At 74.9% G+C, this 25,286-nt stretch carries 21 protein-coding genes; 9 read left to right on the top strand and 12 right to left on the bottom strand.

The genetic code is table 11. The features are described 5' to 3' along the window. The first annotated feature begins 175 nt into the window (after positions 1–175). The 4 genes from QBL21_RS30710 to QBL21_RS30725 all read left to right on the top strand — a co-directional run bounded on the left by QBL21_RS30710 (position 176) and on the right by QBL21_RS30725 (position 3,763). Positions 176–1,237 carry a helix-turn-helix domain-containing protein gene (locus QBL21_RS30710; RefSeq protein WP_407565486.1) on the top strand — a complete coding sequence of 354 codons (1,062 nt, stop codon included), beginning with the start codon at positions 176–178 and terminating at the stop codon, positions 1,235–1,237. A 139-nt stretch (positions 1,238–1,376) separates the two neighbouring features. Beyond that, positions 1,377–1,568, top strand: coding sequence for a hypothetical protein (locus tag QBL21_RS30715; protein WP_407565487.1), 192 nt, complete (start codon positions 1,377–1,379; stop codon positions 1,566–1,568). Positions 1,569–1,684: 116 nt separating this feature from the next. Next, complete coding sequence (locus tag QBL21_RS30720) at positions 1,685–2,701, top strand: SDR family NAD(P)-dependent oxidoreductase (protein WP_407565488.1); 1,017 nt, start codon at positions 1,685–1,687, stop codon at positions 2,699–2,701. A gap of 39 nt (positions 2,702–2,740) precedes the next feature. Next, positions 2,741–3,763 (top strand): aldo/keto reductase, encoded by a 1,023-nt coding sequence (locus tag QBL21_RS30725; RefSeq protein ID WP_407565489.1) that lies wholly within the window; start codon positions 2,741–2,743, stop codon positions 3,761–3,763. Positions 3,764–3,854: 91 nt separating this feature from the next. On the opposite strand, the gene QBL21_RS30730 is transcribed toward QBL21_RS30725, so the two are convergent. Continuing rightward, on the bottom strand, positions 3,855–4,343 hold the full coding sequence (locus QBL21_RS30730; protein WP_407566619.1) for a hypothetical protein: 489 nt from the start codon (positions 4,341–4,343) through the stop codon (positions 3,855–3,857). 278 nt (positions 4,344–4,621) lie between these two features. Here QBL21_RS30730 and QBL21_RS30735 point away from each other — a divergent pair, with 278 nt between their 5' ends. Then, the gene (locus QBL21_RS30735; protein WP_407565490.1) at positions 4,622–5,164 is read left to right on the top strand and encodes a DUF1707 domain-containing protein; all 543 of its coding nucleotides are present in this window, start codon (positions 4,622–4,624) and stop codon (positions 5,162–5,164) included. A 197-nt stretch (positions 5,165–5,361) separates the two neighbouring features. Here QBL21_RS30735 and QBL21_RS30740 read toward each other — a convergent pair whose 3' ends face one another. Next, a complete protein-coding gene (locus QBL21_RS30740) occupies positions 5,362–7,107 on the bottom strand; it encodes an ABC transporter ATP-binding protein (RefSeq protein WP_407565491.1) in 1,746 nt (581 codons plus the stop codon). Continuing rightward, positions 7,104–10,475 carry an MFS transporter gene (locus tag QBL21_RS30745; protein ID WP_407566620.1) on the bottom strand — a complete coding sequence of 1,124 codons (3,372 nt, stop codon included), beginning with the start codon at positions 10,473–10,475 and terminating at the stop codon, positions 7,104–7,106. The genes QBL21_RS30740 and QBL21_RS30745 overlap by 4 nt, the downstream gene beginning before the upstream one ends. A 200-nt stretch (positions 10,476–10,675) precedes the next feature. Between QBL21_RS30745 and QBL21_RS30750 the strand changes: the two genes are divergently transcribed. From QBL21_RS30750 to QBL21_RS30760, 3 genes are all read left to right on the top strand, one after another. Continuing rightward, positions 10,676–11,395 carry a TetR/AcrR family transcriptional regulator gene (locus QBL21_RS30750; RefSeq protein WP_407565492.1) on the top strand — a complete coding sequence of 240 codons (720 nt, stop codon included), beginning with the start codon at positions 10,676–10,678 and terminating at the stop codon, positions 11,393–11,395. Between the two features lie 122 nt (positions 11,396–11,517). Continuing rightward, entirely contained in the window at positions 11,518–13,146 is a 1,629-nt protein-coding gene (locus QBL21_RS30755) for an MFS transporter (RefSeq protein ID WP_407565493.1), read from the top strand. 67 nt (positions 13,147–13,213) lie between these two features. Next, the gene (locus QBL21_RS30760) at positions 13,214–13,789 is read left to right on the top strand and encodes a TetR/AcrR family transcriptional regulator (protein ID WP_407565494.1); all 576 of its coding nucleotides are present in this window, start codon (positions 13,214–13,216) and stop codon (positions 13,787–13,789) included. A gap of 10 nt (positions 13,790–13,799) precedes the next feature. Here the strand turns inward: QBL21_RS30760 and QBL21_RS30765 are convergent, their stop codons facing one another. The 6 genes from QBL21_RS30765 to QBL21_RS30790 all read right to left on the bottom strand — a co-directional run bounded on the left by QBL21_RS30765 (position 13,800) and on the right by QBL21_RS30790 (position 18,012). Beyond that, positions 13,800–14,207: a RidA family protein gene (locus QBL21_RS30765; RefSeq protein ID WP_407565495.1), complete on the bottom strand. Its 408-nt coding sequence runs from the start codon at positions 14,205–14,207 to the stop codon at positions 13,800–13,802. A gap of 132 nt (positions 14,208–14,339) precedes the next feature. Continuing rightward, positions 14,340–14,930, bottom strand: coding sequence for a hypothetical protein (locus QBL21_RS30770; protein ID WP_407565496.1), 591 nt, complete (start codon positions 14,928–14,930; stop codon positions 14,340–14,342). A gap of 142 nt (positions 14,931–15,072) precedes the next feature. Continuing rightward, positions 15,073–15,414, bottom strand: coding sequence for a thioredoxin family protein (locus QBL21_RS30775; protein ID WP_407565497.1), 342 nt, complete (start codon positions 15,412–15,414; stop codon positions 15,073–15,075). Positions 15,415–15,427: 13 nt separating this feature from the next. Continuing rightward, positions 15,428–15,862, bottom strand: a complete 435-nt coding sequence (locus tag QBL21_RS30780; RefSeq protein WP_407565498.1) for a MerR family transcriptional regulator — start codon at positions 15,860–15,862, stop codon at positions 15,428–15,430. Positions 15,863–15,917: 55 nt separating this feature from the next. Beyond that, on the bottom strand, positions 15,918–16,565 hold the full coding sequence (locus QBL21_RS30785; protein WP_407565499.1) for a class I SAM-dependent methyltransferase: 648 nt from the start codon (positions 16,563–16,565) through the stop codon (positions 15,918–15,920). 64 nt (positions 16,566–16,629) lie between these two features. Then, positions 16,630–18,012, bottom strand: coding sequence for a radical SAM protein (locus QBL21_RS30790; RefSeq protein WP_407565500.1), 1,383 nt, complete (start codon positions 18,010–18,012; stop codon positions 16,630–16,632). A gap of 512 nt (positions 18,013–18,524) precedes the next feature. On the opposite strand from QBL21_RS30790, the gene mihF reads away from it, so the two are divergent. Next, on the top strand, positions 18,525–18,845 hold the full coding sequence (mihF, locus tag QBL21_RS30795; RefSeq protein ID WP_407565501.1) for an integration host factor, actinobacterial type: 321 nt from the start codon (positions 18,525–18,527) through the stop codon (positions 18,843–18,845). Between the two features lie 156 nt (positions 18,846–19,001). Here mihF and QBL21_RS30800 read toward each other — a convergent pair whose 3' ends face one another. The 3 genes from QBL21_RS30800 to QBL21_RS30810 form a co-directional block, all read right to left on the bottom strand. After that, positions 19,002–20,342, bottom strand: a complete 1,341-nt coding sequence (locus tag QBL21_RS30800; protein ID WP_407565502.1) for a winged helix DNA-binding domain-containing protein — start codon at positions 20,340–20,342, stop codon at positions 19,002–19,004. Positions 20,343–20,767: 425 nt separating this feature from the next. Continuing rightward, positions 20,768–22,996, bottom strand: a complete 2,229-nt coding sequence (locus QBL21_RS30805) for an MFS transporter (protein WP_407565503.1) — start codon at positions 22,994–22,996, stop codon at positions 20,768–20,770. Between the two features lie 81 nt (positions 22,997–23,077). Continuing rightward, positions 23,078–24,928: a D-alanyl-D-alanine carboxypeptidase gene (locus tag QBL21_RS30810; RefSeq protein ID WP_407565504.1), complete on the bottom strand. Its 1,851-nt coding sequence runs from the start codon at positions 24,926–24,928 to the stop codon at positions 23,078–23,080. Positions 24,929–25,286: the final 358 nt, after the last annotated feature.

Below are 25,286 nucleotides of genomic sequence, written 5' to 3' on the forward strand. Positions count from 1 at the left end.
GACATTACGCTCTGGGCGGAGAACGGTCGTTCCCCGACCGTTCCACACCGTCGGTGCCGGCGGGCCCGGAACAGGGGACCGGGTCCGCCCCGCACCGCCGGGAAGTCCCGGCGCGGGCGAAGCCGGGAAACGGGGGCACGTGCCCGCCAGCCGGGACACGACACGGGGAGGGACTTTGCTGCGTGTGCACTTCACCGCCGCCGACCTGGCGCGCACCCGGATCGCCGACGGGCCGGACCCGCTCTGGGAGACCGTCCTGAGCGTGCACCAGCTCACCGAGCGGCGCCCGGACCCGGCGCTGCGCGCCTGGCGTACGCGGGACTGCGCGCGCGGCCGGTCCGCGCTGCGGATGCTGCGGCCGGTGATGCCGCCGCGCGGCTACTTCCCCGACTTCCTCACCCCGGCCGCCTCGCTGGGCGGCCTGGAGTCCGGCATCGACGCCGTGCTGTCCACGCCCCGCCCGCGGCTGCGCGCCGAGCTGGCCCGGCTCGTGGAACGGGCCACACCGCCCACGTGGATACGGCCGCTCGCGGACGGCGAGCCGGAGAGCCTGCGGCGGCTGGGGCGGGCGCTGCGCGCGTACCACCAGTCCGTGCTGCGGCCGGCGTGGCCGTGGATCAGCGAGCGTACGGAGCAGGACAGGCTGTGGCGTGCGCAGACGCAGAGCGTCGCGGGTACGGACGCGATGCTGCACACCTTCGGCTCGGTGCTGCGCTGGCGACCGCCGGTGCTGACCGTGGACTACCCGATCGACCGCGACCTCCACCTCGACGGGCGCGGGCTCGTGCTCGTGCCGTCGTACTTCTGCCGGCAACTGCCGGTCGCGCTGGCGGACGGCACGCTGCCGCCGATCCTCGTCTATCCGGCCCGGCCACCGGCGCGGGCCTCCTCCGGCGGGGGCGGCGGGGACGGCGCGGGCGGCGCGCGCGGCGGGGGCGGCGGGGGCTGCGACGGCGCGGGGCCGGCACGTACGGAAAGTGCCGTCGGGACCGAGAACCTCGCGCAGCTCCTCGGGCACACCCGGGCGGCCGTCCTCCAGAGCCTCGGCGGCCTCTGCACCACCTCCGAACTCGCCCGCCGGGCGGGGGTGTCGGCGTCCTCGGCCAGCGAGCACGCGGCGGTACTCCGGCGCGCCGGGCTGATCACCAGCACGCGCCTGCGCAACCGCGTGCACCACTCCCTCACCCCCCTCGGCACCGCCCTCCTCGCCGGCCGCGCACCGGCGGTCACGGCCTGAGCGGGTCGGGGGCGGCGGGGGCTGCGGAGGGCGCGGGGGCCGGCTGTCATTCGGGTACGTCCGAAAGGTCTGTGGCCCCGGGCCGCCGGTCCGCCAGCCTGCTCGCGCCACCTACCGACCACGGCAAGGGAGTACGTCGATGAAGAAGACCGCAGCACGGCTGGTCGCCACCCTCATGATCGCGGGCGGCACGCTCGGGGTGTCCGCGGGAGCCGCGACGGCCGAGGACTTCGACCGGGATGGCGCCTTCGCACCGCAGGAGAGCGACTGGCACGTCGCCCCGCTGGAGAGCGACTGGCACGTCGCGCCCCTGGAGCACGACTGGGGCTGAGGGCCCCGGGCACCCCGGGACCCGGGTGCGGGCGGGCGGGCGGGGGCGGTGCTGCCGTCCCCGCACCCCGTGTCGGGTTTGCGATAGAGCGTCCTCGAAGTCGTAGCGTCCACGGCATGACGCACACGACCACTCCGCAGCAGCACACCGGCTCCGGCTTCGGCGCCCGGAGCACCACCTCCGACGTCCTGCGGGGCGTCGATCTGGGCGGCCGGCTCGCCGTCGTCACCGGCGGCTACGTCGGCCTGGGGCTGGAGACGACCCGCGCGCTCGTACGGGCCGGGGCCCGCGTCGTCGTACCGGCCAGGCGGCGCGACGTCGCCGCCGAGGCGCTCGACGGCCTGGTCGGCGCCGAAGGCCCCGGCGGCGTCGAGGTCGACGAGATGGACCTCGCCGACCTGGACAGCGTCCGCGGCTTCGCCGACCGGTTCCTCGCCACCGGCCGCTCCCTCGACCTCCTCGTCCACAACGCCGGGGTGATGGCCGTCCCCGAGACCCGCGTCGGACCCGCGGGCTGGGAGGGGCAGCTCGCCGTCAACCACCTCGGCCACTACGCCCTCGCCAACCACCTCCGCCCCGCCCTCGTACACGAAGGCGGCGCCCGCGTCGTCGCCCTGTCCTCCCGCGGCCACCACCTCTCCGGCATCCGCTGGGACGACCCGCACTTCCGGGCCGAGCCGTACGACAAGTGGGTGGCGTACGGCCAGTCGAAGACCGCGAACGCGCTGTTCGCCGTCCACCTCGACGCCCTCGGCCGGGACTCCGGCGTACGCGCCTTCAGCGTGCACCCCGGGATGATCCTCACCGAACTCGGCCGCCACGTCCCCCGCGAGGAGCAGATCGCGCAGGGCTGGATCGACGAGGACGGCAATCTCAGCGGCGCCTTCAAGACGGTCGAGCAGGGCGCGGCCACCCAGGTGTGGGCGGCGACCGCGCCGGCACTGGCCGGCCTGGGCGGCGTGTACTGCGAGGACTGCGACGTCGCCGAGCCGGCCGCCCCCGGCGGCGAGCAGGAACTGCGGCCGGGCGTACGGGACCACGCCACCGACCCCGCCCAGGCCGCCCGGCTGTGGGCGCTGTCGGCGGAGCTGACGGGCATCGACGCCTTCGGCGCGGCGCCCGGCCGGGGTTGACGGGCGTCAAGTAGGCGCCCGCTGCCTACAGTTGCGCGCATGGAGATGCGACGACTGGGAGCGGCAGGCCCGCGGGTGGCCCCGATCGGGCTCGGGTGCAGCGCGATGTCCGGTGCGTACGGGCCCGCGGACGAGAAGGAGTCGGTCGCGACGATCCGCGCCGCGATCGACGCCGGGGTGACGCTGCTGGACACCGCCGACTTCTACGGCATGGGCCACAACGAGTGGCTGATCCGGCAGGCGCTGCGGGCCGGGGACCGGGAGAAGGTGGTGCTGAGCGTGAAGTTCGGGCAGTTGTGCGGCCTGGACGGCACGTTCGGGATCAGCGACGGGCGGCCGGCGGCGGTGAAGACCTTCCTGGCGTACTCGCTCCAGCGGCTCGGCACCGACCACGTCGACATCTACCGCCCGGCCCGGCTCGACCCCGCCGTGCCGGTCGAGGAGACGGTCGGCGCCATCGCCGAGGCGGTACGGGGCGGGTACGTGCGCGGCATCGGGCTGTCGGAGGTGGGCCCGGAGACGATCCGGCGGGCGCACGCCGTCCACCCGATCACGGATGTGCAGATCGAGTACTCGCTCTTCAGCCGCGGCGCCGAGGACGGCGTGCTGGAGACGTGCCGGGAGCTGGGCATCGGCGTCACGGCGTACGGGGTGCTGTCGCGCGGCCTGCTGTCCGGCGGCTACCGGCCGGCGGCCGACGCGACCGGCGCGCGCGCCCACCTGCCGCGCTTCCAGGACGACAACGTGGCGGCCAACCTGACGCTCGTGGAGAACCTGCGGAAGATCGCCGAGCCGCGCGGCCTCACCGTCGCGCAGCTCGCGATCGCGTGGGTGCTGGCGCAGGGGCGGGCGGGGGCACGGGCCGGGGCCCGGCCCGAGGGCGACATCGTGGCGCTGGTCGGGGCGCGCAAGCCGCACCGGGTCACGGACGCGGTGGCGGCGGCCCGACTGACGCTGACGGAGGAGGAGTCGGCGGCCGTCGAGCGCGCCGTACCGCGGGCGGCGGTCGCGGGCGAGCGGTACGGGGCGGCGGCGATGACGCATCTGGACAGCGAGCGCTAGGACCCACCGCCGCTGCGCACGCACCGGGGTAAGGACCCGCGCCGTACGCACGCATCGGCCGTCCACCGATGCGTGCGCACGGCGAAAGGTGTCAGCAGCGCTTCTCGGACGCGGCCTGGTTGGGCAGCGGGGCGCCCTCGACGCGCAGCGTGCCGACGGCGGCGGTGCACTCTTCCGCGGTGTCGGTGCCCTGGGTCCAGAACTCCTGCTGCCTGGTGTCGTTGCGCGTGACCTTGCCGACCACGGCGTCCCGGTCGTAGCTGAACACGCCGAGGGTCACGTCGTACGGCTTCGCGCCCGTGTGGAAGCCGTCCCACACCCACAGATAGCCGTAGTTCTCCTTGCACGACGGCGAGTAGAACTGCTTGACGGAGGCGATGGTCGTGCCCGAGCGCTTGACGAGGCCGGTCGCGCCGATCTGGTACGCGTCCTCGCAGACCCCGGCGGCCTGCGCCCGCCTGCTCTCGGGGTTGCCCTGGGCGGTCGGTGCGGTGGCCGCGGCGCGGTCGCCGGTCCCGGCGGGCGACGGCGCGGGGCCGCTGCCCGCGTAGGCCGCACCGGCGGGCGTGAGGACCAGCACGGTGGCGGCGGCGACCAGAGCGAACTTCCTGATTCGGGTGGAACGCATAGCTGTACTCCCTTTTCTGGACACAGAGGGATTTCAGAAGCATACGGCTCATGCCCCGGATACCCGGTAAGACCCGTGACGCCCCCCGGAGGTTGTAGGAGTCTCCGGCGCAAATCCCCCCGATCTTCGGGACGTTGGCGGGGACCGCGCGACGCGCGACGGGGCGCGGGGGCACCGGGGCCGGTGCCGGCGCACGCGGGCGGCGCGCACGGCGGCGCTAGAGTGAGGCCGTGACCTCCCCTCCGGATGATGCTTCGACGCTGGTCGGCGACGAGGAACGGGACAGCGGCGCACGCCGGCTGCGGGACGCGTACGCCGAAGGCCGCCTCACCCGCGAGGACATGGACGCACGCCTCGACCGGGCGCTCTCCGCCACGACACGCGGCGAACTGGACGCCGCGCTGGCGTCGCTGCCCGCCGAGAACCCGGGCGCCGAGGCCACGATCGGCGCGGCCGCCGGGCGGATCCGGCGGAGCGGGGCGTGGCGGGTGCCGCGGACGCTGCGGGTGGAGTCGGCCTACGGCCGCGTGCGGCTGGACCTGTCCCGGGCGGTGATCGAGCACCCGGTGGTCGACATCGTGCTGCACGTCGGCACCGGCAGGGCCTCGATCACGGTGCCGCACGACGCGGTCGTCGACCTCGACGGCGTACGCAACGGCATGAAGGACTCCGTCTACAAACCGCCGCGCCGCCCCACCTCCGGGGGACCGACGATACGGATCTCGGGGGTCATGGGCTTCGGCCGCCTGACGGTACGCCACGCGCGCCGCTGACCAACGACGCGCGGGCGAAGCACCGGCCGTTGGCGTTCAGCCCGCGGGCGGGTACGGCCCGGCCTCGTCGGGCGGGGGCTCGTCGGGCGGAGACTCGGGAACGGCGAAGCCACCGGGAAACCTGTCCGCCTCCTCCGCCTTCCCCGTCGCCCGCATGACCCTCGGCCCGGCTGTCGAGGGTGCCGCTGCGCCGATCGTCAGGGCGTTGCGGTGGTGGGTGGGGTGGGGGTCGCGGGGTGGGTGGGGGTAAGGGTGGCGTGGTGGAAGGCGGCGTAGGGGCCGTTGCGGGCCAGGAGGGCTTCGTGGGTGCCCTCTTCGGCTATGCGGCCCGCGTCGAGGAAGACGATGCGGTCGGCGCGGCGGACCGTGCGCATGCGGTGGGCCACGAGGACGACGGTGCGGCCGGCCATGAGGCGTTCGATGCCCTGGTGGACGGCGGCCTCGTTGACCGGGTCGAGGGCCGAGGTGACTTCGTCCAGCAGGACGATCGGGGCGTTCTTGAGCAGGGCGCGGGCGATGGCCACGCGCTGGCGTTCGCCGCCGGAGAGGGCGGTGCCGCCCTCGCCGACGTGGGCGGCCCAGCCGCCGGGGAGGCGGTCGATCACCTCGTCGAGGCGGGCGGCGGTGGCGGCTGCGCGGACCTCGGCTTCGGTGGCGTCGGGGCGGCCCAGGCGGACGTTGTCCTCGATGGTGCCGTCGAAGAGGTAGACGCGCTGGAAGACGATGGCGATGCGGGACATCAGGGTCTCGGTGCCGATCGCGCGGACGTCCTGGCCCCCGACGCGGACGGCGCCGGCGTCCACGTCGTAGAAGCGGGTGAGGAGTTGGAGCAGGGTGCTCTTGCCGGCGCCGGAGGGGCCGACGACGGCGAGGCGTTCGCCTTCGGCGACGGTGAGGGTGACGCCGTCGAGGACCGTGCGGTCGCCGTGGCGGAAGCGGACGGCGTCGAACTCCAGGGTGTGGCCGGCCGGCTGGACCGGGTCGGGGGCTTCCGGGAGGGGCGGCGTGCGGAGCACGGTGTCGAGCTGCGTCAGCACGGTGCGGGCGGCGCGGAACTTGCCGGCCACGTCCGACAGGGACAGCAGCGGGTCCGCGCAGCGGGCGGCGAGGACGAGGATCGCCAGCACCTCGTGCGCGCCGACGTCGCCGTTGAGGGCGAGGTAGGCGCCGAGGGCCAGGAGCGTGGTGAAGAGCGCCTGCACGGTGAGGGTGAGGCCCAGGGCGCCGGGCAGGACGGACAGCGTGGTGCGGCGGGAGGCCCGCTGCACGTCGTGCAGGGAGTCGTCCAGCAGCCGGAACCGCTCGGCGGACCTGCCGCCGGCGCGCAGCACCGGCTGGGCCTGGAGGTACTCGATGACGCGGCCGGTGGCCTCGTGGTCGCGCGCGGCGCGCTCCTCGTCGGCGGCGGCCATCGACCGGCTCGTCCAGATCTGCGTGGCGGCGACCACCGGGACGGCGGCCAGCGCGGCCAGCCCGAGCTGCCAGTTGAAGACGAGCATGACGGCGACGATCGTCAGCGGGGTCACGGCAGCGGAGATCGACGGGGCCAGCAGGTGCGCGATGACGCTCATGGCCTGGAGCACGCCCTGGCCGGCGAGGGCGGAGACCTCGCCGACGCGGCCCGCGCCGTACCAGCCGACGGGCAGCCGGGCGAGGTGGTCGCCGAGCCGGTGGTACAGCCCGCGCAGCAGCTCGACACCGACGCGGAAGCCGGCGAGGTCGCTGCTGAACCGCAGCACGCCGTAGAGCGCGAAGACGGCGCCGAAGGCGGTCAGCCAGGGCCAGGCGTCCTCGGGCGAGCTGCCGAACAGCGCACGCAGCACGGGGACGAGCAGGGCGTAGGACAGTCCCTCCACGATCGCGGTCGCCAGCATCAGCGCGACGGTGCGGCGCAGGGGGCGGGCGTGCCGCAGTCCCAGCACGCGCAGCAGGGTGCGGATCATCGGCGCTCGTCTCCTTGCAGGACCGCGGCGGGTGCGGTCGTCCCGTCGGCGGCGGCGGGCGTGGGCGTTCCCGGCGGGTCGGGGTCCTCCGCGGCCCGGTGCGTCCGCCAGAACTCGGCGAACCTGCCGCCGCGGGCCAGCAGTTCGGCCGGGCTGCCCCGCTCGGCGACCGCGCCGTCCGCGAGCATCACGACGGTGTCGGCCTCGGCGACGGTCTCCAGGCGGTGGGCGATGATCAGGGTCGTCCGGTCGCCGGCGGGGGCCGCCAGGGTGCGGCGTACCGCGAGTTCGGTCTGCGGGTCGGCGAAGGACGTCGCCTCGTCGAGGACGAGGACGGGCGCCGCGGCGAGCAGTGCGCGGGCGAGCGAGAGGCGCTGTGCCTCGCCGCCCGACAGCTCCGCCTCCTCGCCGATCACCGTGTCGTAGCCGCGGGGCAGTTCGAGGATCCGGTCGTGGATGTGCGCCCGGCGGGCGGCGGCGATGACGTCCGCACGCTCGGCGTGCGGTACGGCCAGGGCGATGTTGTCGGCGACGGAGGCGCGCAGCAGGCGGACGTCCTGGAAGACGAACGAGACCGCGCGGTACAGGTCGGCGGGGGCGATGTCGCGGAGGTCGACGCCGCCGAGGAGGACCGAGCCCCGGTCGGGGTCGAAGAACCGCGGCAGCAACTGGACCAGGGTGGACTTCCCGCTGCCGGACGCGCCGACGACCGCGGTGACCGTGCCCGGTTCGAGGACCAGGTCGATCCCGCGCAGCACCTCGCGCCCCGGGTCGTAGCCGAACCGGACGCCGCGCAGCTCGACGCGGTGGCCCCGCGGCACGAGCGGGCGCGCGGGCTGCGGCAGCGGGTCCACGTCGAGCACGTCCCGGATGCGGCCGACGGCGCGGCGGGCGCCCTGGAGGTCGTCGAAGCCGTGGCCGAGGGCGGCGACGGGGGCGGTGAGGCCGAGGCCGAGGAGGAGGAACGGCAGGAGGTCGGCGGGCGCCAGCGCCCCGGCCGTGATCATGGAGGTGCCGCCGACGAGCACGACCAGCAGCACGAACGGCGGCGACAGCGCCACCTGCATGCCCGCCCCGATGGGAGCGAGGCCGTGGACCATCCGCTTGAACGTGTCGGCGAAGTCGTCGGCGGCGGTACGGAACCTGCGGTGCGCGCGCTCGCCGCCGCCGAACGCCTTGACCTCGGCGATCCCCTGCACGAACTCGACGGACGCGCTGGAGATCCGGCCCATGGCCGCGTCGAACTCCTCCTGGTCGCGCAGCCGCGCGGGGACCATGAACAGCGGAACGTGCGCGAGGGCCACGACCACGGGGATGAGCGTGATGAGCGTGAGCCGCCAGTCGATGGTGAAGAGGTAGGCCAGCGAGGCGGCCGGGACGACGAAGGCGGAGATCAGCTCGCCGGGCGCGTGCGCGATGAGCGGGTGCATCGCACCCACGTCCTCGCCGACCACCTTGGCCAGCTCGCCGGTGCGGCGCCGGGAGAACCAGCCGATGGGCACGCGCCCCAGACGGGCGGCCAACCGGCGGCGGAACGACAACTGCACCCGGCCGTCGAGGAGATGGCCGACGCCGGACGACGCGGCCGTGAACAGCAGCCGCACGAACAGCCCGGCGGCGCCCACGGCGACGACGGTCCAGACCCGGTCGCGGTCGACGGGGCCGGGGGCCAGGAACGTACGGCCCAGCTCGACGACGGCGAGCAGCGGCACGAGGCCGGCGAGGGCGCCGACGACCTGGAGCAGCACGACGGCGGCGAACCCGCGGAGGTGGGGGCGGAGGAGCCGGGAGATCGTGCGGGTACGCGGCGGCTGCTCTTCCCGGGGTGAGGTTTCGGGGCCGTTGGGGGGTGGTGGGGCGTCTGCGCGGGGCGGTGCAGCGTCCGCGCGGGGCGGTTTGGCGTCCACGCGCGGCGGTGCGGCACCCGCGTGCGGCGGGTGGTTCTTCGGAGGGTGCGGAAGGATCGTGAGGGCGATCACCACCGCCACCACCAGCAGCGCCGCGCACAGCGTCAGGCCCAGCGCGTAACCGTCGTTGAGGCCGTCCCGTGTCTGCGTCTCCCCCGTGCGGTTGTGGGCCACGGTGCCGAGGGCTGCCAGGCCCAGCGCTGCGCCGAGTTGGCGGGCGCTGTTGAGCAGGCCGGAGGCCATGCCCGCCTCGTGGGCCGCGACGCCGCCGGTGGCGACGGAGACCAGCGGGCCCAGGACGAGCCCGAAGCCGACGCTGGCCAGGATCGAGGGCCCGAGCACGTCCACCGCGTACGTACCGTCCGCGTCGACGAGGCCGAACCAGGCGAAGCCCGCCGCCGTCAGCAGCCCGCCGCCGGCGAGCAGGACCTTCGGCCCGTACCGGTAGCCGAGCTTCACCGCGAGCACCGAGCCGGCGACCACACCGAGGGCGAAGGGAAGGAACTGGAGCCCCGTCTCCGCCGGGCCGTTGCCCAGGACCCGCTGGAGGTAGAGCGACATGAAGTAGAACGACGACGCCATGGCCGCGCCGATCACCAGCGTGTACGTGATCGCGCCGAGCACCGAGCGGTTGGCGAGCAGGCCGAGCCGGATCAGCGGATCGCGGCTGGTGGTCCGTTCGACCAGGACGAACGCCGTCAGCAGCGCGAGGGCGACGGCCAGCGTGGTGACCGTGACTGCGGAGGTCCAGGCGTGCCTGTCCGTGCGGACGATGCCGAAGACCAGCAGCGTCATGCCGCCGGTCGCCAGCACGCCCCCGAGCACGTCCGGCCGGCCCCGCTCCCGGCCCGCGCCCCCGCCGACGCCCGCGCCCCCGCGGCCGTCCCCGCGCTCGTCCCCGCGGCCGACGCGCGCCCGTGGCCCGTCGGTCGCGACGCCGCGCCAGGTCATGGCCAGCGCGATCAGCGCCATCGGTACGTTCACGAACATGACCCAGCGCCAGCCGGCGTACTCCGTGAGCACTCCCCCGATCAGCACCCCGAGCGCGCCGCCCGCGGCGTTCATCGCGCTCCAGATGCCGAACGCCCGCACCCGCGCCCGGCCGCCCGGGAACGTCGCCGTCAGCAGCGCGAGCCCCGCCGGGGCGAGGGCCGCGGCGCCGACGCCCTGCGCGGCGCGGGCCGCGACCAGGTGCCCCGGCTCGGTGGCGAAGCCGCCGAGGAGGGAGGCGACGCCGAACAGGCCGAGGCCGAAGAGCAGCATCCGCTTCTGCCCGTAGCGATCGGCGGCCTTGCCGCCCAGCAGGAGCAGCCCGCCGAAGGTGAGCGCGTACGCATGGATGACCCAGGTCAGGCCCAGCTCGCCGAAGCCCAGGGCATCGCCGATCTCCGGCAGCCCGACGTTCACCACCGACAGGTCCAGCGACACGAGGAACTGCGCCACCGCCGCCGTCGCCAGCACGAGCCCCGCCCGCGCGGCGCCCCCGGACTCCACGTCGGCGCCCGCCGGCCCTTCCCGGCCTGCCGTCTCGGTCCGGTCCCCCGTCATGATCCCTCCCGTGCTTCGCCCGACTTTCGGAACATGTTCCGGAACACGTTCCTAAAGTACACCACCCACCCGACAACGGTCCGGACGAGAAGGAGGCAGAGCATGATGGGGACGTGCCCGGACAACGAGACCGCCGACAGCCCGCCCCCACGCCCCCCGGCCGCACGCCTCCCGGCCGCACCGGCCGGCCGCGCTCGACCTCGCGCGCCGAGATCCTGGCGGCGGCCCGCCGGGTCATCGACGAGGACGGCTGGGAGACGCTGACCGTCCGCCGGCTGGCCGCCGAGATCGGCATCGGGACGACGACGCTCTACCACCACGTACAGAACAAGGACGATCTGGTGGTCGAGCTGGTCAACCAGCACCTCGGCCAACTGACCCTGCCCGAGCTGCCCGACGACCCGCGCGAGCGCATCGTCGTGGCCGCCCTGACGATGCACGACGCGCTCGCCGACTGGCCCTGGGCCGCCGAGGCGCTGACCGCGGACGGCTTCATCGGGCGGCTCGGCGACTCCGCCCTGTGGTTCGTGGAGACGATCGTCGCAGGCGCGGCAGACGCCGGCTGTACGCACGCGCAGGCCGTCGACCTCTTCCGGAACATCTGGTACTACACGGTCGGCGAAGTCCTCGTACGCGCCCGCTCGGACCGCCGCCGCGCCGACGTCGGCGGCGCCGACCTGATGTTCAGCCTGCGCCGCCTCGACCCGTCCCGGCAGCCGCAGTTGGCCGCCATCGGCGACCTGTGGCCGGAGCGGTCGGCCCTCGACCTGTATCCCCAGGTGCTGCGGATCATCGTCGACGGACTCCTCGCCGAGGCCGGCCAGACCGCCTGAATCCAGCCCCCAGCCCCACCCCCACCGCCCCCGCCCCCGCCCCCGCCCAACAATTTGAACAAAACAACAACTAGAACTATCGTTCAAGAAAGGAGTCGTCCACACCGCCGAGGGAGCCCCGCATGACCACGTCCGTCGCCCGCCGCGCCGGCCCCCGGGAGTGGGCGGGCCTCGCCGTGCTCGCCGTCCCCACCGTGCTCCTCGGCCTGGACGTCACCGTCCTCTACCTGGCGCTCCCCGCCCTCGCCGCCGAGCTGCACCCCAGCGGCACCCAATCCCTGTGGATCATGGACGCGTACGGCTTCCTGATCGCCGGCTTCCTCGTCACCATGGGCACGCTGGGCGACCGCTTCGGCCGCCGCCGGCTGCTCCTCGTCGGCGCCGCCGCCTTCGGCGCCGCCTCGGTCGCCGCCGCGTACGCGCCGAGCGCCGAGGCGCTGATCGCCGCGCGGGCGGCGCTCGGGGTCGCCGGGGCGACCCTCATGCCCTCCACGCTCGCGCTGATCAGCAACATGTTCGCCGACGCCCGCCAGCGCGCGCTGGCCATCGGCATCTGGGCGACCATGTTCGCCCTGGGCATGGCCGCCGGGCCGCTCGTCGGCGGGGCGCTGCTGGAGAGCTTCTGGTGGGGCTCGGCGTTCCTCGTCGCGGTGCCGATGGTCGCGGTGGTGCTGGTCGCCGCGCCCCTGCTGCTGCCCGAGTACCGGGCGCGCCAGGACGGCCCGTTCGACCTCCCCAGCGTCGTGCTCTCGCTCGCCGCGATCCTGCCCGTGGTCTACGCCGTCAAGCACGTCGCGGCGGAGGGCGCCGGCGGGCTGGGCGGCGCGACGGTCCCGGCGCTGGCGGTCGGCGCGGCCTCGGGGGTGTGGTTCGTACGACGCCAGAGGACGCTCGCCGCACCGCTGCTGGACCTGCGGCTGTTCGCCGAGCGGACGTTCGGGGTGGCGCTGGGGCTGCTGCTGGTCGGGCTCGTCGGTGTCGGTGGCGTGATGTATCTGGTCACGCAGCACCTCCAGTTGGTGGAGGGCATGACGCCGCTGGCCGCGGGGGTGTGGATGGGCCCGCCGGCGCTGATGATGTTCGTCGCGGCCATCGGGGCGCCGCTGCTGGCGCGCAGGATCCGCCCGGGGTACGTCGTCGGGGCGACGCTGGGCGTGTCCACGATCGGGTACGGGCTGCTCGCCACCGTCGACCGCACGGACGGCGCCGCCCCGGTCGTCGCCGGCTTCGCGCTCGTCTACCTCGGGCTCGGCGCCCTCGCCGCGCTGGGTACGGACCTCGTCGTCGGCTCGGCGCCGCCGGCGAAGGCGGGGTCGGCGTCGGCGCTGTCGGAGACGGTGCAGGAGCTGGGGCTCGCGGTGGGCGTCGCGGTGCTGGGGAGCGTCACGACGGTGGTCTACCGGGCACGGATGGAGGGGTGGATACCGGCCGGGCTGCCTGACGGTGCCCGGGAGGCGGCCGGCGACAGCCTCCCCGCCGCGGCGGGGGCGGAGGCGGAGCTGCCGGGGTGGGTGCTGCGGCGGTCGGAGGAGGCGTTCGTCACGGGGCTGAACGTGGCCACGGGGATCGCGGGGGCGGCGGTGGCTGCGCTCGCGGTGGTGGCGGCGGTCGCGCTGCGGGGCGTAGGGCCGGCGGAGGAAGCGGCGGAGGAAGCGGAAGCGGAAGCGGAAGAGATGAAGGAGACGCAAGAGACGGAAGAGACGGTGCAGGAGGCGGAGTCGGCGAAGGAGGCGGAGCAGCAGCGGGGCTGAGCGGAGGTCTGGCTACCCTGGTCCCACCCACCGCCCCCGACGGGAGGACCGCCTCGTGGAGCACGGCGTGACGCGCCGCACGGCCGAGCCCGTCACCGACGGCCGCCGCGCGCGCGGCCTGCGCCGCCGGGCGGAGATCATCGAGGCCACGCTCCGCGTCGTCCAGCGCGACGGCGCCGGCGGCGTCACGCACCGCACCGTGGCCCGCGAGGCGGACGTGCCCACCAGCCTCACCGCGTACTACTTCGCGACCCTCGACGACCTGCTGGTCGCGGCGCTGTCCACGGTCGCCGACGAGTACACCCGCCAACTGCACGAGATCATCGAGGGCGACGGCGACGACCTCGACGGCCTCGCCGCCCTCGTCGCGTCCGCGGGCGGCGAGGGCCGCAAACGCGCGCTCGCCGAGCGCGAGTTGTCCACGATGGCCGCCCGCCGCCCCGCCCTCCGGCCCGTCGCGCGGCGGTGGCGGGACGTCGTCGCGCGGATCGGCGCGCGGCACTCCGCCGACCCGCGGGCGGTCGACGCGCTCGTCGCCGCGACCGACGGGCTGTGCGCGGACATCCTGCTCACCGACGCCCGCCCGGACGTACGCCGGATCCGCGCGGTGCTCGCGCACAGCCTGCGGACCGACGAGGACTAGCGGCCGGCGCCTAGTCCAGCACCGCGGCGACGGCCTCGATCTCCACGAGCTGGTCGTGGTAGCCGAGGACGGTGACGCCCATCAGCGTGCTGGGCACGTCGTGTTCGCCGAAGGCGTCCCGTACCACCTGCCACGCCGTTACCAGGTCCTCCTGCCGGGTGGAGGCGACGAGGACGCGGGTGCTGATCACGTCCGGCAGCGCGGCGCCGGCGTCGGCGAGGGCGGTACGGAGGTTCTCGACGGACTTGGCCGCCTGCCCCGCGTAGTCCCCGACCGCGGCGGTGGTGCCGTCGGCGTTCAGCGGGCAGGCGCCGGCGAGGTGGATCATCCGGGCCCCGGCGGGGGCCGTGGCGGCGTAGGCGTACTCGGCGACGTCCGACAGGGTCGCGGAGCGGATCAGCGTGACGGCACGGGGCACGGGCACTCCTTCTGAGCTGGGCTCCGAGCCGGGTTCGCGCCGGGCTCCGGGCCGGGGTTCGAGCCCTACGACCCTCGCAAGGATCGGCCCCGTCCGCCACGCATTTCTCTGCGGCCCCGGCAGCCGCGGGCGTTACACGGGGCAGGGGTGGTAGTGCAGGCTCAGGGCCTCGTCCACGGCCGTGCTGGTACGGGTGGAGGCGGCGATGACCTCCTGCCACGAGCCGTACTTGGCGTGGAGCTGGTCGGCCGTCGGGCCGAGGGGGTTGCCGTACTTGGCCTGGTTGCGCGCCTCCAGAATGCGGACCTCGTCCGGCGACATGCCGGCGCGGGTGATCTCCTTGGCCTGGTTGCGCATGCCGACGAGCTTCCTGGCGATCTCCTCGTCGCCGGCGCCGTCCGCGCGCATCCGGGCGGCGGTACGGCGCATGTCCTCCAGCAGCCCGTGGTAGCGCATCCGCGTCTGCTGGGCCTCGGCCTTCTCGTCCCACGGCAGCACGCGGATCCGGCACACCACGGGGTCGGGGCTGGGGCACGGCTCGGCGGCGGGGGCGGGCGGCTGGAGCGGGGCGGTGACGACGGAGCCGCAGGCTCCGGCCGGGCAGGCGGCGGCGGGCGGGGCTGCCGGGCCCGCGAGCAGGGCGGCCGCGGTGAGGAGGGGCGCGAAGAGGAGCGTGAGGGCGCGGCGGAGGCGGTACGCGCCGCGCGGAGCGTATGCAGACATACGCGGAGTTTTGCCTCATCGACGCCCACGGCCCCGCAGGCACACCGGCAACCACCCCACCCGGCTGAAGCCCGGCCGAAGCCCGGCCGAGCCCCCGCCCGCCCGCGACGAGAGCGGGGAGGGCCCGGCGGGACGGGAGGGGTCAGATCACGCCGTCGAGGTCCTTCAGCAGGCGGGCCTTGGAGCGGGCGCCGACGACGGAGCGCACGGGCTCGCCGTCCTGGAAGACGAGCAGCGTCGGGATCGCGAGGACCCCGTGGTCGACGGTCGTCCGCGGGTTGTGGTCGACGTCGAGGCGTACGGCCTTGACCCGGTCGCCCAGCTCCGCGGCGAGCGCCGCAAGGACCGGGGTGAGCTGCTTGCACGACGGGCACCACTGGGCGGTGAACTGCACCAGCACCGGCACGCCGGCGCTCAGCACCTCCTCGGTGAACGTCTCGTCCGTGACGTACGGAACGCCCTGGGCAGCCTGTGTCGTCGTCATGGTCCCTCTCCCGTCAGCCGCCGCACAGCGGCACGTCGTCCCCGGCACCGGCACCGGCACCGGCCCCGAGACCGCCCGAGCCGCACGGCGACGGCAGCGCCTCGGCGCGCGCGAGCTGCGCGGTCAGGTGGTCGCGCGCCGCCCGCAGTTCGGCCATCAGCCCGTCCAGCTCGGCGATCTTCCTGCGGTACATCGCACGCGCGTCGGGGCAGGAGTCGCCCGCCGGATGGCCGGCGCGCAGGCACTCCACGAACGGCCGGGTGTCCTCCAGCTCGAAGCCGAAGTCCTGGAGCGTACGGATCTGCTCCACGAGCCGCAGCGCGTCGTCGCCGTACACGCGGTGGCCGTTGGCGCCGCGGTCGGCGGCGGGCAGCAGCCCGCGCGACTCGTAGTAGCGCAGGGTCCGCGTGCTGACCCCGGCTCTCTCGGCGAGTTCCCCGATGCGCATACGTTCGACGTTAGACGTTGACGCCGACGTCAGGACAAGCGCCGGCCGCGCGGAGTCACGCGCCCGGCCGGCGGGCGAGGAGGTAGGCGCGGGTCGTCTCCGGCTCCTGGGGGTAGTGGGTGCGCTCCAGCGTCGCCTCGACGTCGAAGCCGGCCGCCCGGAGCAGGCCGGCCACCGCCGCCGGCTCCAGGAAGCGGAAGTCCACGTCCACCCGGTGCCCCCACCAGTCGTCCAGGTGCCGCACCTCGGTGCCGGCGTGGAACGAGACCAGCAGCCGCCCGCCGGGCCGCAGCACCCGCCACGCCTCGGCGAACGCGGGCGCCAGCTCGTCCGGTTCGAGGTGGATGACCGAGTACAGCGCGACCGCCGCGCCGAACTCGCCGTCCGCCGCCGGCAGCCGCAGCAGGTCGCCCTCGCGGAACTCCGCGTCCGGGTGCTCGCGCCGGGCCAGGGCGACCATGCCCGGCGACAGGTCGACGCCCACCGCCCGCGCCCCGTGCGCCGCGAGCCACCCCGTGACGTGCCCGGGCCCGCAGCCCAGGTCGGCGACCGGGGCGCCGTCCTCGGCCTGCTCCAGGAGCGCCGCGAGCAGCGCCCGGTCCAGCGGCTTGTACGCCAGCTCGCCGCCGACGGTGTCGAGGTACGACTCCGCCACGGTGTCGTAGGTGGTCCGTGTCCGGTCGTGGTCTCCCGCGCTCCCCATGGGGCACAGCATCCCACCCGCGGTGCGGGGCGGTCGCGCGGGTTTCAGGCCGCCGGGGGCTCCGTCACGTCCGCGCCGGGACCGCGGCCTCGGCCGCGTCGTCGGGCAGCGGCATCGAGTCCATGAAGGAGCTGACGGAGAACACCGCGCGGCCCGCCCCGGGCGGCCCGTACCCCGGCGGGGACGACAGCCCGTGGGTGTCCAGCGCGTCCTGGTACGTCTCCAGCAGCCGGATGTGGTACTCCAGCGGCGCGCCCTCGGGGTTGGCCTTGCCCAGCGGCGTCGTCGGCTCCGGGCACCAGGTGGTGAACCGCGGCACGACCCCGTGCGACATGAAGAAGTCCAGCCCCTCGCGCGTGGACGCGACGGCCTCGCCGACCGTGGTGAAGCCGAACGGCTCGGCCATCTCCACGCCCGCGACGAAGTTGGGGATGACGTTCGCCGGGCCGAAGACCTCGGCGGAGTCGAGGATGCGGCGGTGCCACTCGTCGCGGCCGACGTAGCGCTCCTTGCCGGGGCAGTACAGCTCGAAGAGCCGGCGGTCCCACACCTCGAAGTTGGGGTGGTAGATCTGCGCGCCGTAGTCGCGGAAGCGCTGCACGTCGGCCTTGGGCAGCGCCTGGGCGACGACCTTGCCGATCCAGCGGCCCGGGAAGCGCTCCTCGATGGCCTTGGCGTACTGGCCGTAGAAGTCGGCCTCGTCCCTGCCGCCGATGTGCGAGGTGACGGCGCCGCCGGTGAGGGTGTACGCGGTGGAGGTCTTCGCGGTGTCGTACCGGTCGATGATCTCCAGCGCCTCCAGCACCTCCTCCACCGGCTTCACGCCCGTGTACGGGCGTCCGGCGGCCTTGTGCTGGCGCCAGTTGTGGTTGATGTCGCAGTACTGGCACTCCTCCTTGGCGCCGAAGTACTGGCAGACGCGGAAGACCGTGAGGTAGATCAGGTAGCCCCACTGGATGGTCGGCGCGACCTCCATGACGGACTTGCCGTTGGCGAGCTTGTGCCGGTAGTAGTCCGGCATCGGCGGCAGGCCGACGTCGGCGATGCGGACGCCGTCGAGGTAGAGGCCGAGGGCCCCGTCGTCGCCGGGCTTCACGCGGTACGGGGACGAGGGGTTGACCCGTACGGAGACGACGGTGCGGCGCAGGTCGTACGGGCCGCCGGTGAGGACGATCTCCTCCGGCGGACGGTTGAGGGCGGCGGCGCCGAGCTCGGGGAGCGTGCCGTGGTCGAAGGAGAAGATGAAGTACGACTTCGGCTTCACCTCGCCGGAGCCGTCCTCGCCGGCACCGCTGAGCGCGGAGTCGTCGAAGGCCATCCCGCCCCGCAGCAGGTCCTCCTTGATCACCGCTTCCCTGGGCACGTGCGGGAAGCGGGCCATCAGGCCCTCGACCAGGTCGGTCCGGCTACGGCCGGCTGCGGTGGCTGCGGTGGCTGCGGTGTCCATGTACTTGCTCCTTCCCGGCGTCCGTGGCGGAGCGACGCCGCACCCTCCATTGAACACGTGCGGCCGACCGCGGCGGGCGGCGGGGGCGTGGGGGCCCGTTTTTCCTTTCGGGTGAATTCGGGTGGAGGTGCGGGGCCGCGGGCGGTGGGGCTCCGGCGTCGGCGGGGGTAGGCGGAGGGGGTACCGGGAGGGCCGCGGGGGCGCGGGCGGCGCGGGCGGCGCGGGGGTGCGGCGGAACGCGCCGCGGGGCCGCCGCGGGACGCCGCGCAGGGGCGGGGCTGCGGCGGAGTCGGTACGGCCGGGGCGTACCGGCCGGGCGTGTCAGCCATTCGGCGGAGCCGTGGATACGTACAGCAGACCGTCCGACATCGCGACTAAACGCCCAAGTCGGCCTCTTTTCAGCACAACTGACTTTAACGGCACACACTCAAATGGCGGATCAAATCCGGATACTCCGGCTACTGTTCTCCTCAAGTCGCAGTAGCTAGAGGGGAGTAGTGCGGATGGGGCCTATGAGGAAGATCCCGGGACAGCGCAGTCCGGTGGAGTGTGCGCGCGCCTTGGACCAGGCACTTGAGGCCCAGCGAGCCCGGACCGCTCTCGTCCGGGCGATCAAGAACGGGGAGGTCGACTGCGTGCAGGCGCTGGAGCGCGCGGCGCGGGACGCCCTGGCCGGGGACATGCTGGCGAAGGACTTCCTGCTGGCGCTGCCGGGGGTGGGGCCGGCGCAGACGGCGAAGCTGATGGCGAGGCTGGGGCTGTCGGACAGCCGCAGGCTGCGCAGCCTGGCGCCGGGGCAGCGGGAGCTGATCGGCGCGGCGGTACGGAGCTGACCCCCCGCCGGGGGGCGGGGTCGGGGGCGCGCGTCGGGGGCGCGGACGCCGGGGGCCGGCGGTCCGCGGGGCGAGGTCGGGGTCGGGGGGCGGGGATGCGGATCGTCGTGTACGGACCGGGCACCGTCGTACGCACCGGCCCGCACGGCACCGCCGCTAGGCGTGCGGGCCCACGTCCACCCGGCCCACCGTCAGCTCCACCCGGCCCTCCATGATCTCCCCCAGCCGCTCCACCTCGACCCCCAGCGCCCGTCTGCGCGCCGCCGGCAGCCGGTCGAGCGGCTCGACGGTGACGGCGATCCGGCGGCCCGAGCGGCGCTGGTGCCACACGCCCGCGACCTCGCCGTCGACGAGCAGCACCGGGAAGTTGCCCGCCTGGCCACCGGCGAGGGCGCGCTCGTAGGCCCGCCCGGGGAAGAGCAGTTCGCGGGGGCGGCAGGCGATGGCGTACGCGTCGAAGTACGGCAGCAGCCGCACCCCGCGCGCCTCCTCGGCCGGCGCCGCCACGTCACCCGCCACCACCCACGACGGCACGCCCGCCAGCTCCACCGGCTCGATCTCGTCCGCCTGTGCCCGCGCCGCGAAGAGGTCGCGGGCCCAGGCGGCGGGGGCGGCGAGCCAGCGGGCGAAGTCCTGCGGGGTGGCGGGGCCGTAGGCGTACAGGTAGCGGCGTACGAGCGCGGCCAGCGCGTCGTCCGGGGCCGCGGGGGCGAAGCCCGGCAGCCAGCGCTGCGGGCTCGTGTACGTGACCTTCCGGCCGCGGTTCGGGCCGAAGCACAGCGCGCCGCGGTGCGCGGCCAGCGCGGTGGCCGCCCGCCACCGCGGCCACTTCGTCTGGAACGCCTCCATCACCGGGTCCGCCGCCCACGACCCGGCGCGCTCGGCGATGGCGTCGGTCAGCTCGTCGACCGTCAGCTCCGCGTCGGCCAGAGCGTCGGCCGCGGCGGCGACGACGGCGTCGGCCTGGTCGGGGGTGAGCAGGCCGAGGGTGCCGCCGCCGTTGCCGGAGCCGCCGGGGAGCGCGCCGAGGGCGCCGGTCCACAGGGGCAGGTCGGCGGCGGCGAGGAGGTGGATGGTGCCGCGGGGGCCGAAGGTCTTGACCACGGTGCGGTCGTCCCACAGCGCACGGCGTACGTCGGCGCGGGTGGCACCGGCGAGGCGCATGCCGACGGACAGCTCGGCGGCGGAGAGCACCTGCGCCTGGGCCCCGCAGAGGGTGCACAGCACGGCGGCGGGAGTACCGGCGGGCACGTCATGTGGGGCGGCGGGGGCCCCGGGCGCAGGGGCAACGGGCGCGGAGGCGTCGGCCGCGTGACCACCGGTCACAGGGCTGCCGGGCGCCGGGGCAACGTCCGCCGCACCACCGCCCGCATGGCGACCGGCCGCCCCCGCGGAGCCCGTGTCCGTGGAGCCCGCCGGGGTCAGCGGCGTCGCCAGTCCGCTGCGCGCCAGCCGCCTCGCGCTCGCCTGCCGCCACGTCATCGTCCGCGTGCCCATCCGCCGTCCCTCTCGCTCTCGCCCGCCCGGATGATCCGACCGTAGGACGCCTTCCGGTCAGCTTCCGTCCGCAACCCCGCCCGCCGCACCCCACCCGAACGCCCTTTACCACCGGCCCCACCCACCCGCGCCCTTTTCCCGCGGAATCGGCCCCGACATCCCCTCCCCACAGCACACTGGTGTCACGGTTCGGCGCACGGGGCAGTGGCGCGGGCCGAGGAGGTGGTCGCCGATGGCATGTGACTCGTGGAACCCCCGCCGTTGCCGGACCAGGCGCTACCGGCGCAGGCCCGCGCCGAGACGCTGCGGCGCGCCGGCCGGACGTACCGTACGCAACCGAAGGTGCTCGGCGAGCGGCCGGCGGCGCAGCGACTCCCACTGACCCCGGACTCCCACAACCCCGGCAGGCCCGCCCCGACCGCGCGCTAGTCCGGGCAGTGCGTGCCGCGCGGCAGTTGGTACGGGGCCGAGATGCGGTACGTGCCCGGGCGGGGGGCGTGCAGCCGGGTCCACTCGCCGGCCTTCGTCACGCAGCCCTCCAGGTTGACGTAGAGCTGCCCGCTCTCCGACCACTCCCGGACCCCGTCGGCATCCGGCCCGTCCGACCCGTCGTCGTCCAGCACCTCCGGTGCCTCGACGCCCTCGCCGTCCTCGTCGACCAGCCCGAGCCACGGCGAGAACGGCACCCGCACCAGCACGGGCCCCGCATACTTCACGTCGATGACCAGCTCGCCCTCGTCCGCCCGCCGCACCTCCGCGGGCGCCTCGACCAGCGGCGTGGGGTCGTTCACCCGGAACAGCCGCCAGTTCGCGTCCGCCCAGATCTCCGTCAGGTACGGCTGCCCCTTGGCGACGATCTTCGCCTCCTCGTGCGCCCCGGTGTCCGGCCGGTCCTCCACCGGCAGCACCACGTACCGCACGGCCCAGTTCTTCAGCCAGGCGTGGTACGTCTCCGGGGTCAGGCTGCCGTCGTAGAAGATCTCGTGCCGCTCCATGTCCGCCTGCCGCATCCACCCGCGGGCCAGGCTCACGTACGGAGCGAGGGCCGACGCCTCCCGGTGGCTGCGCGCCGGCACCACCTCGACCCGGCCCGCCTCCGCGTCCACCTGCCGCAACTGGTCCACCAGCGGCGCCAGCTCGCGCGTCCAGGCCGCGGTGGGGCTGGTGAGCACGAGGTCGACGACGGGCTTGACGACCACCCAGACGGTGACGGACGCGAACGCCAGATACACCGCCGCCACCGGGCGCATCAGCCGCGGCGCCGCCGGCCGTGTCCCCGTCTGCGCGATGACCAGCAGCACCGTGCCGCCGAAGATCAGCGCCAGCCGCTCGATGTTGCTGCCGATCGGCGAGGGCACGATCCAGGCGGCGAGCGTGGCGAAGAAGTAGATCGCGGTGACGATCCGGACCGTGCGCCACGACTCGGGCGCCACCAGCCAGACCAGCACGGCGGTGATCATCGGTGCCACCGCGGAGATCCACGGCATCGGCATGTTCCCCTGGGACGGGAACAGCCAGGTGGACAGTGCGACGACCACCGGCGGCGCCAGCCCGAGCAGATAGGCCTCGGCGCGCCGCTTCTGGAGGAACAGCCCGGCGGCGACCAGACCGACGAACAGCCCGGCCAGCGGGCTCGCCGCCGTCGCCAGCACGGTGGACAGGACGACCGCGGCCCCCCGCCAGCCGCCCACGCGCCGCCGGCCCTTCGCGTCCGCGCCGCCCTCGTCGTCACGGTGCCCGGGGAAGACCAGCGCGATCGCGACCAGCCCGAAGAGCAGCCCCAGCCCGAACGTCACCCGGCCGGAGGCCGCGTTGCCCAGGAGCGCCAGGGCGCCCCACAGCGACGGCACCAGCGGACGGGGCACCTGCCGGCAGCGGGCGAGGATCAGCGCCAGCACGCCGGCGGAGAGCGTACCGACGAGCATCATCGTCGTGCGCACGCCGAGCACGGCCATCAGGTACGGCGAGACGACGCTGTACGAGACGGGGTGCAGGCCGCCGTACCAGGCGAAGTTGTACGCCGTCGACGGATGCCGGCCCGCGAACTCGGCCCAGGCGTCCTGCGCCGCCAGGTCGCCGCCCTCGTTGGCGAGGAGCAGCAGCCACAGGATGTGCAGGATGCCGGCGGCGACGAGGGTGGTCAGCACGGGGCGCTGGGCGAGCCAGCGCAGGTGCGGACGGAGCCGGTCGGGCAGGGACGCGGGCAGCGCGGCGCGCAGGCGGTCGGCGAACGCGGGGCGGGCGGCGGCGCCGTCGGCGGGGGCGTCCGGGGGGACGATCGCGTCCGTACGGACGAGGCCGCTGCCGTCGAGTGCGTCCGTACGGGCGATGCCGCCCTTGAGTGCGTCCGTACGGGCCGGGCCGCCGAAGTCCGCCGGGGCGTCCGCGGCACCGGCGCCGCCGTCCCGTGCGGCGCCGCCGGCACCGGCGTCGCATCCGCCGCCGCCGTCGTCCCGTTTCACGTCCGTACCGTCGCCGTCGACGTCGCCGTCACCGCCCTCGTCCGCCGCGCCCGGTGCGCGCTTCTCCCCGCTGCTTCCCGCAGGGTCCACGGACCCCGCCGAGGGCACGCCCGCGGCGGCGGCTCCTGCGGCGGCTCCTGATGCCGATCGGCTGCCGGCCGCGGCTTCGCGGTCCGGCTGCACGGTGGTCACTGCGACGACTCCCCGTCTTCCCTTGACGTCCCCGGGGGTGGTGCCAGCGACGCTAGCACGGGCGTACGACGCCCCCGGGAGCTAACCGAGCCTGCTGAGCTTCGCTCCCATGCCAGGCTCCGACAAGTCCTCCGCAAGCGCCACCGGCACCCGCACTTCGCCCTGGCCAGAGCCCATCGTCAACACCCCGACGACGTCACCCTTCGCACCCTCGTGCGGCACCTCTCCGGAGCGGTCCGCGCCGAGTTCCAGGCCCACCTTCAGCCCGCCCCAGCCCGGCGCCACGACGTCCTCGGTCGCCACCACGGGCGTCGTACTCCCGAGGCCGTCGTCCACCTCGCCGACGACGTCGCCCTTCTTCACGACGGTCATGTCGGTGAGCACCTTCTCGCCCTCCGCCATCAACTGCCGGCCGAACTCCATGGCCGTCGGAAGCTGCGGCACCGCGTACTGCCCGAGGACCGCGCCGACGATCAACTGCTGCTCCCCCGCGACCTTCTTCTCGGTGGCGAAGAGGAAGTTGCCGCCGGCCTTGGTGGTCGAGCCGACCTTGATGCCGATGCCGTGCAGCGGAACCATCTTGTTGCTGTTGTCGTGGTCGTCGCCGCGGCTGTCGGTGTAGACGGGCATCGCGACGATCTGCTTGAACAGCGGGTCCTTCATCGCCGCCTTGCCGAGGATCACCTGGTCCTCGGCGGTGGAGACGGTGGTGTCCTTCAGGCCGCTGGGGTCGGTGTAGGTGGTGCCGTCCATGCCCAGTTCCTCGGCGGTCCTGTTCATCTCGTCCACGAACGCCTTCATGTCGCCGTCCGAGTGCCAGCGGGCCAGCAGGCGGGCGACGTTGTTGGCGGAGGCGATGAGCAGGGCCTGAAGGGCTTCCTTCTGGCTGAGCTTCGAGTCCGGGTCCAGCTCGACGGTCGTCTCGCCCTCGGCGCTGAGGGCGGCCTCGTCGACGGCGGTGTCGTCGACGGGGATCGCCGCGCCGTTGCCGCCCGGCTTCATGGGGTGGTCGCGCAGGATCACGTACGCGGTCATCACCTTGGCGACGCTGCCGATCGGCACGGACTTCTGCTTCCCGTACGAACCGAGGCTGCCGAGCCCCGCCACGCCTATCGACGCCTGCCCCTCGGTGGGCCAGGGCATCTCGGGGGTGCCGCCCTCGAAGGCGTAGCTGGAGTCGGCCGTGAGGGTGAGGGACGCGGCGGGCAGCGGGCGGAGCATCTGGACCACGCCGAGGGCGATCGCGAGCAGGATGACCAGCGGCGTCCAGATCTTCACGCGCCGGACGAGGGTCCGGGTGAGGGTCTCGGGCGGGGGCGGGGTGTTGGTCAGCTCGGCGAGCAGGTCGAGCGGGCGCTTCTCCTCGTACGGCGGAAGAGGCTGCTGCTGCGTCCGCTCCCACCCGGGCGTCGCACCGGGCGCCCCGGCCGGCGCGGGCGGCGCGGCGGGGGCACCGGCGGGCCTGGGCGGCGCGGCGTTGTCGGGGGCCCCGGCGGGCTTGGGGATCGCCGGGGGCGCGGCGGGGGGCGGCGGCGGTGCGGCGGGCCTCGCGGGCAGGTCGGAGTCGGTCCTGAGCGGCACGAAGGTGCTGCCGGGAGGCCCGGCGAGCCGCCCTGCGGCCTGCCCTGCGGGCGGCGCGGCGGAGTCCTCGTCGCCGTCCTCGCCGCGGTCCTCGTCGACCACCGGTACGGCGTCGGAGGGCTCGTCCTCGACGTCACCGGGCACGTCCGCCGGTGCGGGATCGCTGGGCACGTCGTCGCCGGACTTCGTCACCCAGGCGGCCACGGCGGCCCGAAGCTGGTCGTCCCCGTCCGCCTTGGCGGCCTGCGCCTCGGCAACGAGCCGGAAGCTGGCGGTGGCGGAGTCCTTGCCCCGGGATGCGGAAGAGCCACCGGGGGCGCCAGAGCGCGCGGGCGGGGAGTCCTTTGGCACGCCTGAGCCGGGGGACGCGGAGGCGCCGGGGGCACCGGGGCTCGTGGCCGGGGAGTCCCCGGAGGCGCCGGAGCGCGCGGGCGAGGAGTCCTCGGGCACGCCAGAGCCGGGGGGCGCGGAGTCCCTGGAGGCGCCGGAGCGGGTGGCCGAGGAGTCGGCGGGACCGCCGGAGTCCGTAGCCGAGGAATTCCCGGAGGCGCCGGAGCGCGTGGCCCGGGAGCCCCCTGGGGCACCGGAGCGCGTCGCCGGGGAGTCCCCGGGGGCACCCGGACGGGTGGGCGAGGAGTCCTTGGAGGGGCCCGGGCCCGTGGACGCCGGGGCACCGGAGGGTGTCGTCGAGGAGTCCTTCGAGGCGCGG

The organism is Streptomyces sp. 184 (assembly GCF_045781775.1).
GTDB lineage: Bacteria > Actinomycetota > Actinomycetes > Streptomycetales > Streptomycetaceae > Streptomyces.

What these genes read in the sequence shown, in the direction of transcription:
- QBL21_RS30770 (WP_407565496.1), bottom strand. Translation starts at nt 14,930, where the DNA reads ATGTCTGCATACGCTCCGCGCGGCGCGTACCGCCTCCGCCGCGCCCTC.
- QBL21_RS30790 (WP_407565500.1), bottom strand. Translation starts at nt 18,012, where the DNA reads ATGGACACCGCAGCCACCGCAGCCACCGCAGCCGGCCGTAGCCGGACC.
- QBL21_RS30740 (WP_407565491.1), bottom strand. Translation starts at nt 7,107, where the DNA reads ATGATCCGCACCCTGCTGCGCGTGCTGGGACTGCGGCACGCCCGCCCC.
- QBL21_RS30780 (WP_407565498.1), bottom strand. Translation starts at nt 15,862, where the DNA reads ATGCGCATCGGGGAACTCGCCGAGAGAGCCGGGGTCAGCACGCGGACC.
- QBL21_RS30785 (WP_407565499.1), bottom strand. Translation starts at nt 16,565, where the DNA reads ATGGGGAGCGCGGGAGACCACGACCGGACACGGACCACCTACGACACC.
- QBL21_RS30800 (WP_407565502.1), bottom strand. Translation starts at nt 20,342, where the DNA reads ATGGGCACGCGGACGATGACGTGGCGGCAGGCGAGCGCGAGGCGGCTG.
- QBL21_RS30755 (WP_407565493.1), top strand. Translation starts at nt 11,518, where the DNA reads ATGACCACGTCCGTCGCCCGCCGCGCCGGCCCCCGGGAGTGGGCGGGC.
- mihF (WP_407565501.1), top strand. Translation starts at nt 18,525, where the DNA reads ATGAGGAAGATCCCGGGACAGCGCAGTCCGGTGGAGTGTGCGCGCGCC.
- QBL21_RS30715 (WP_407565487.1), top strand. Translation starts at nt 1,377, where the DNA reads ATGAAGAAGACCGCAGCACGGCTGGTCGCCACCCTCATGATCGCGGGC.
- QBL21_RS30775 (WP_407565497.1), bottom strand. Translation starts at nt 15,414, where the DNA reads ATGACGACGACACAGGCTGCCCAGGGCGTTCCGTACGTCACGGACGAG.
- QBL21_RS30720 (WP_407565488.1), top strand. Translation starts at nt 1,685, where the DNA reads ATGACGCACACGACCACTCCGCAGCAGCACACCGGCTCCGGCTTCGGC.
- QBL21_RS30725 (WP_407565489.1), top strand. Translation starts at nt 2,741, where the DNA reads ATGGAGATGCGACGACTGGGAGCGGCAGGCCCGCGGGTGGCCCCGATC.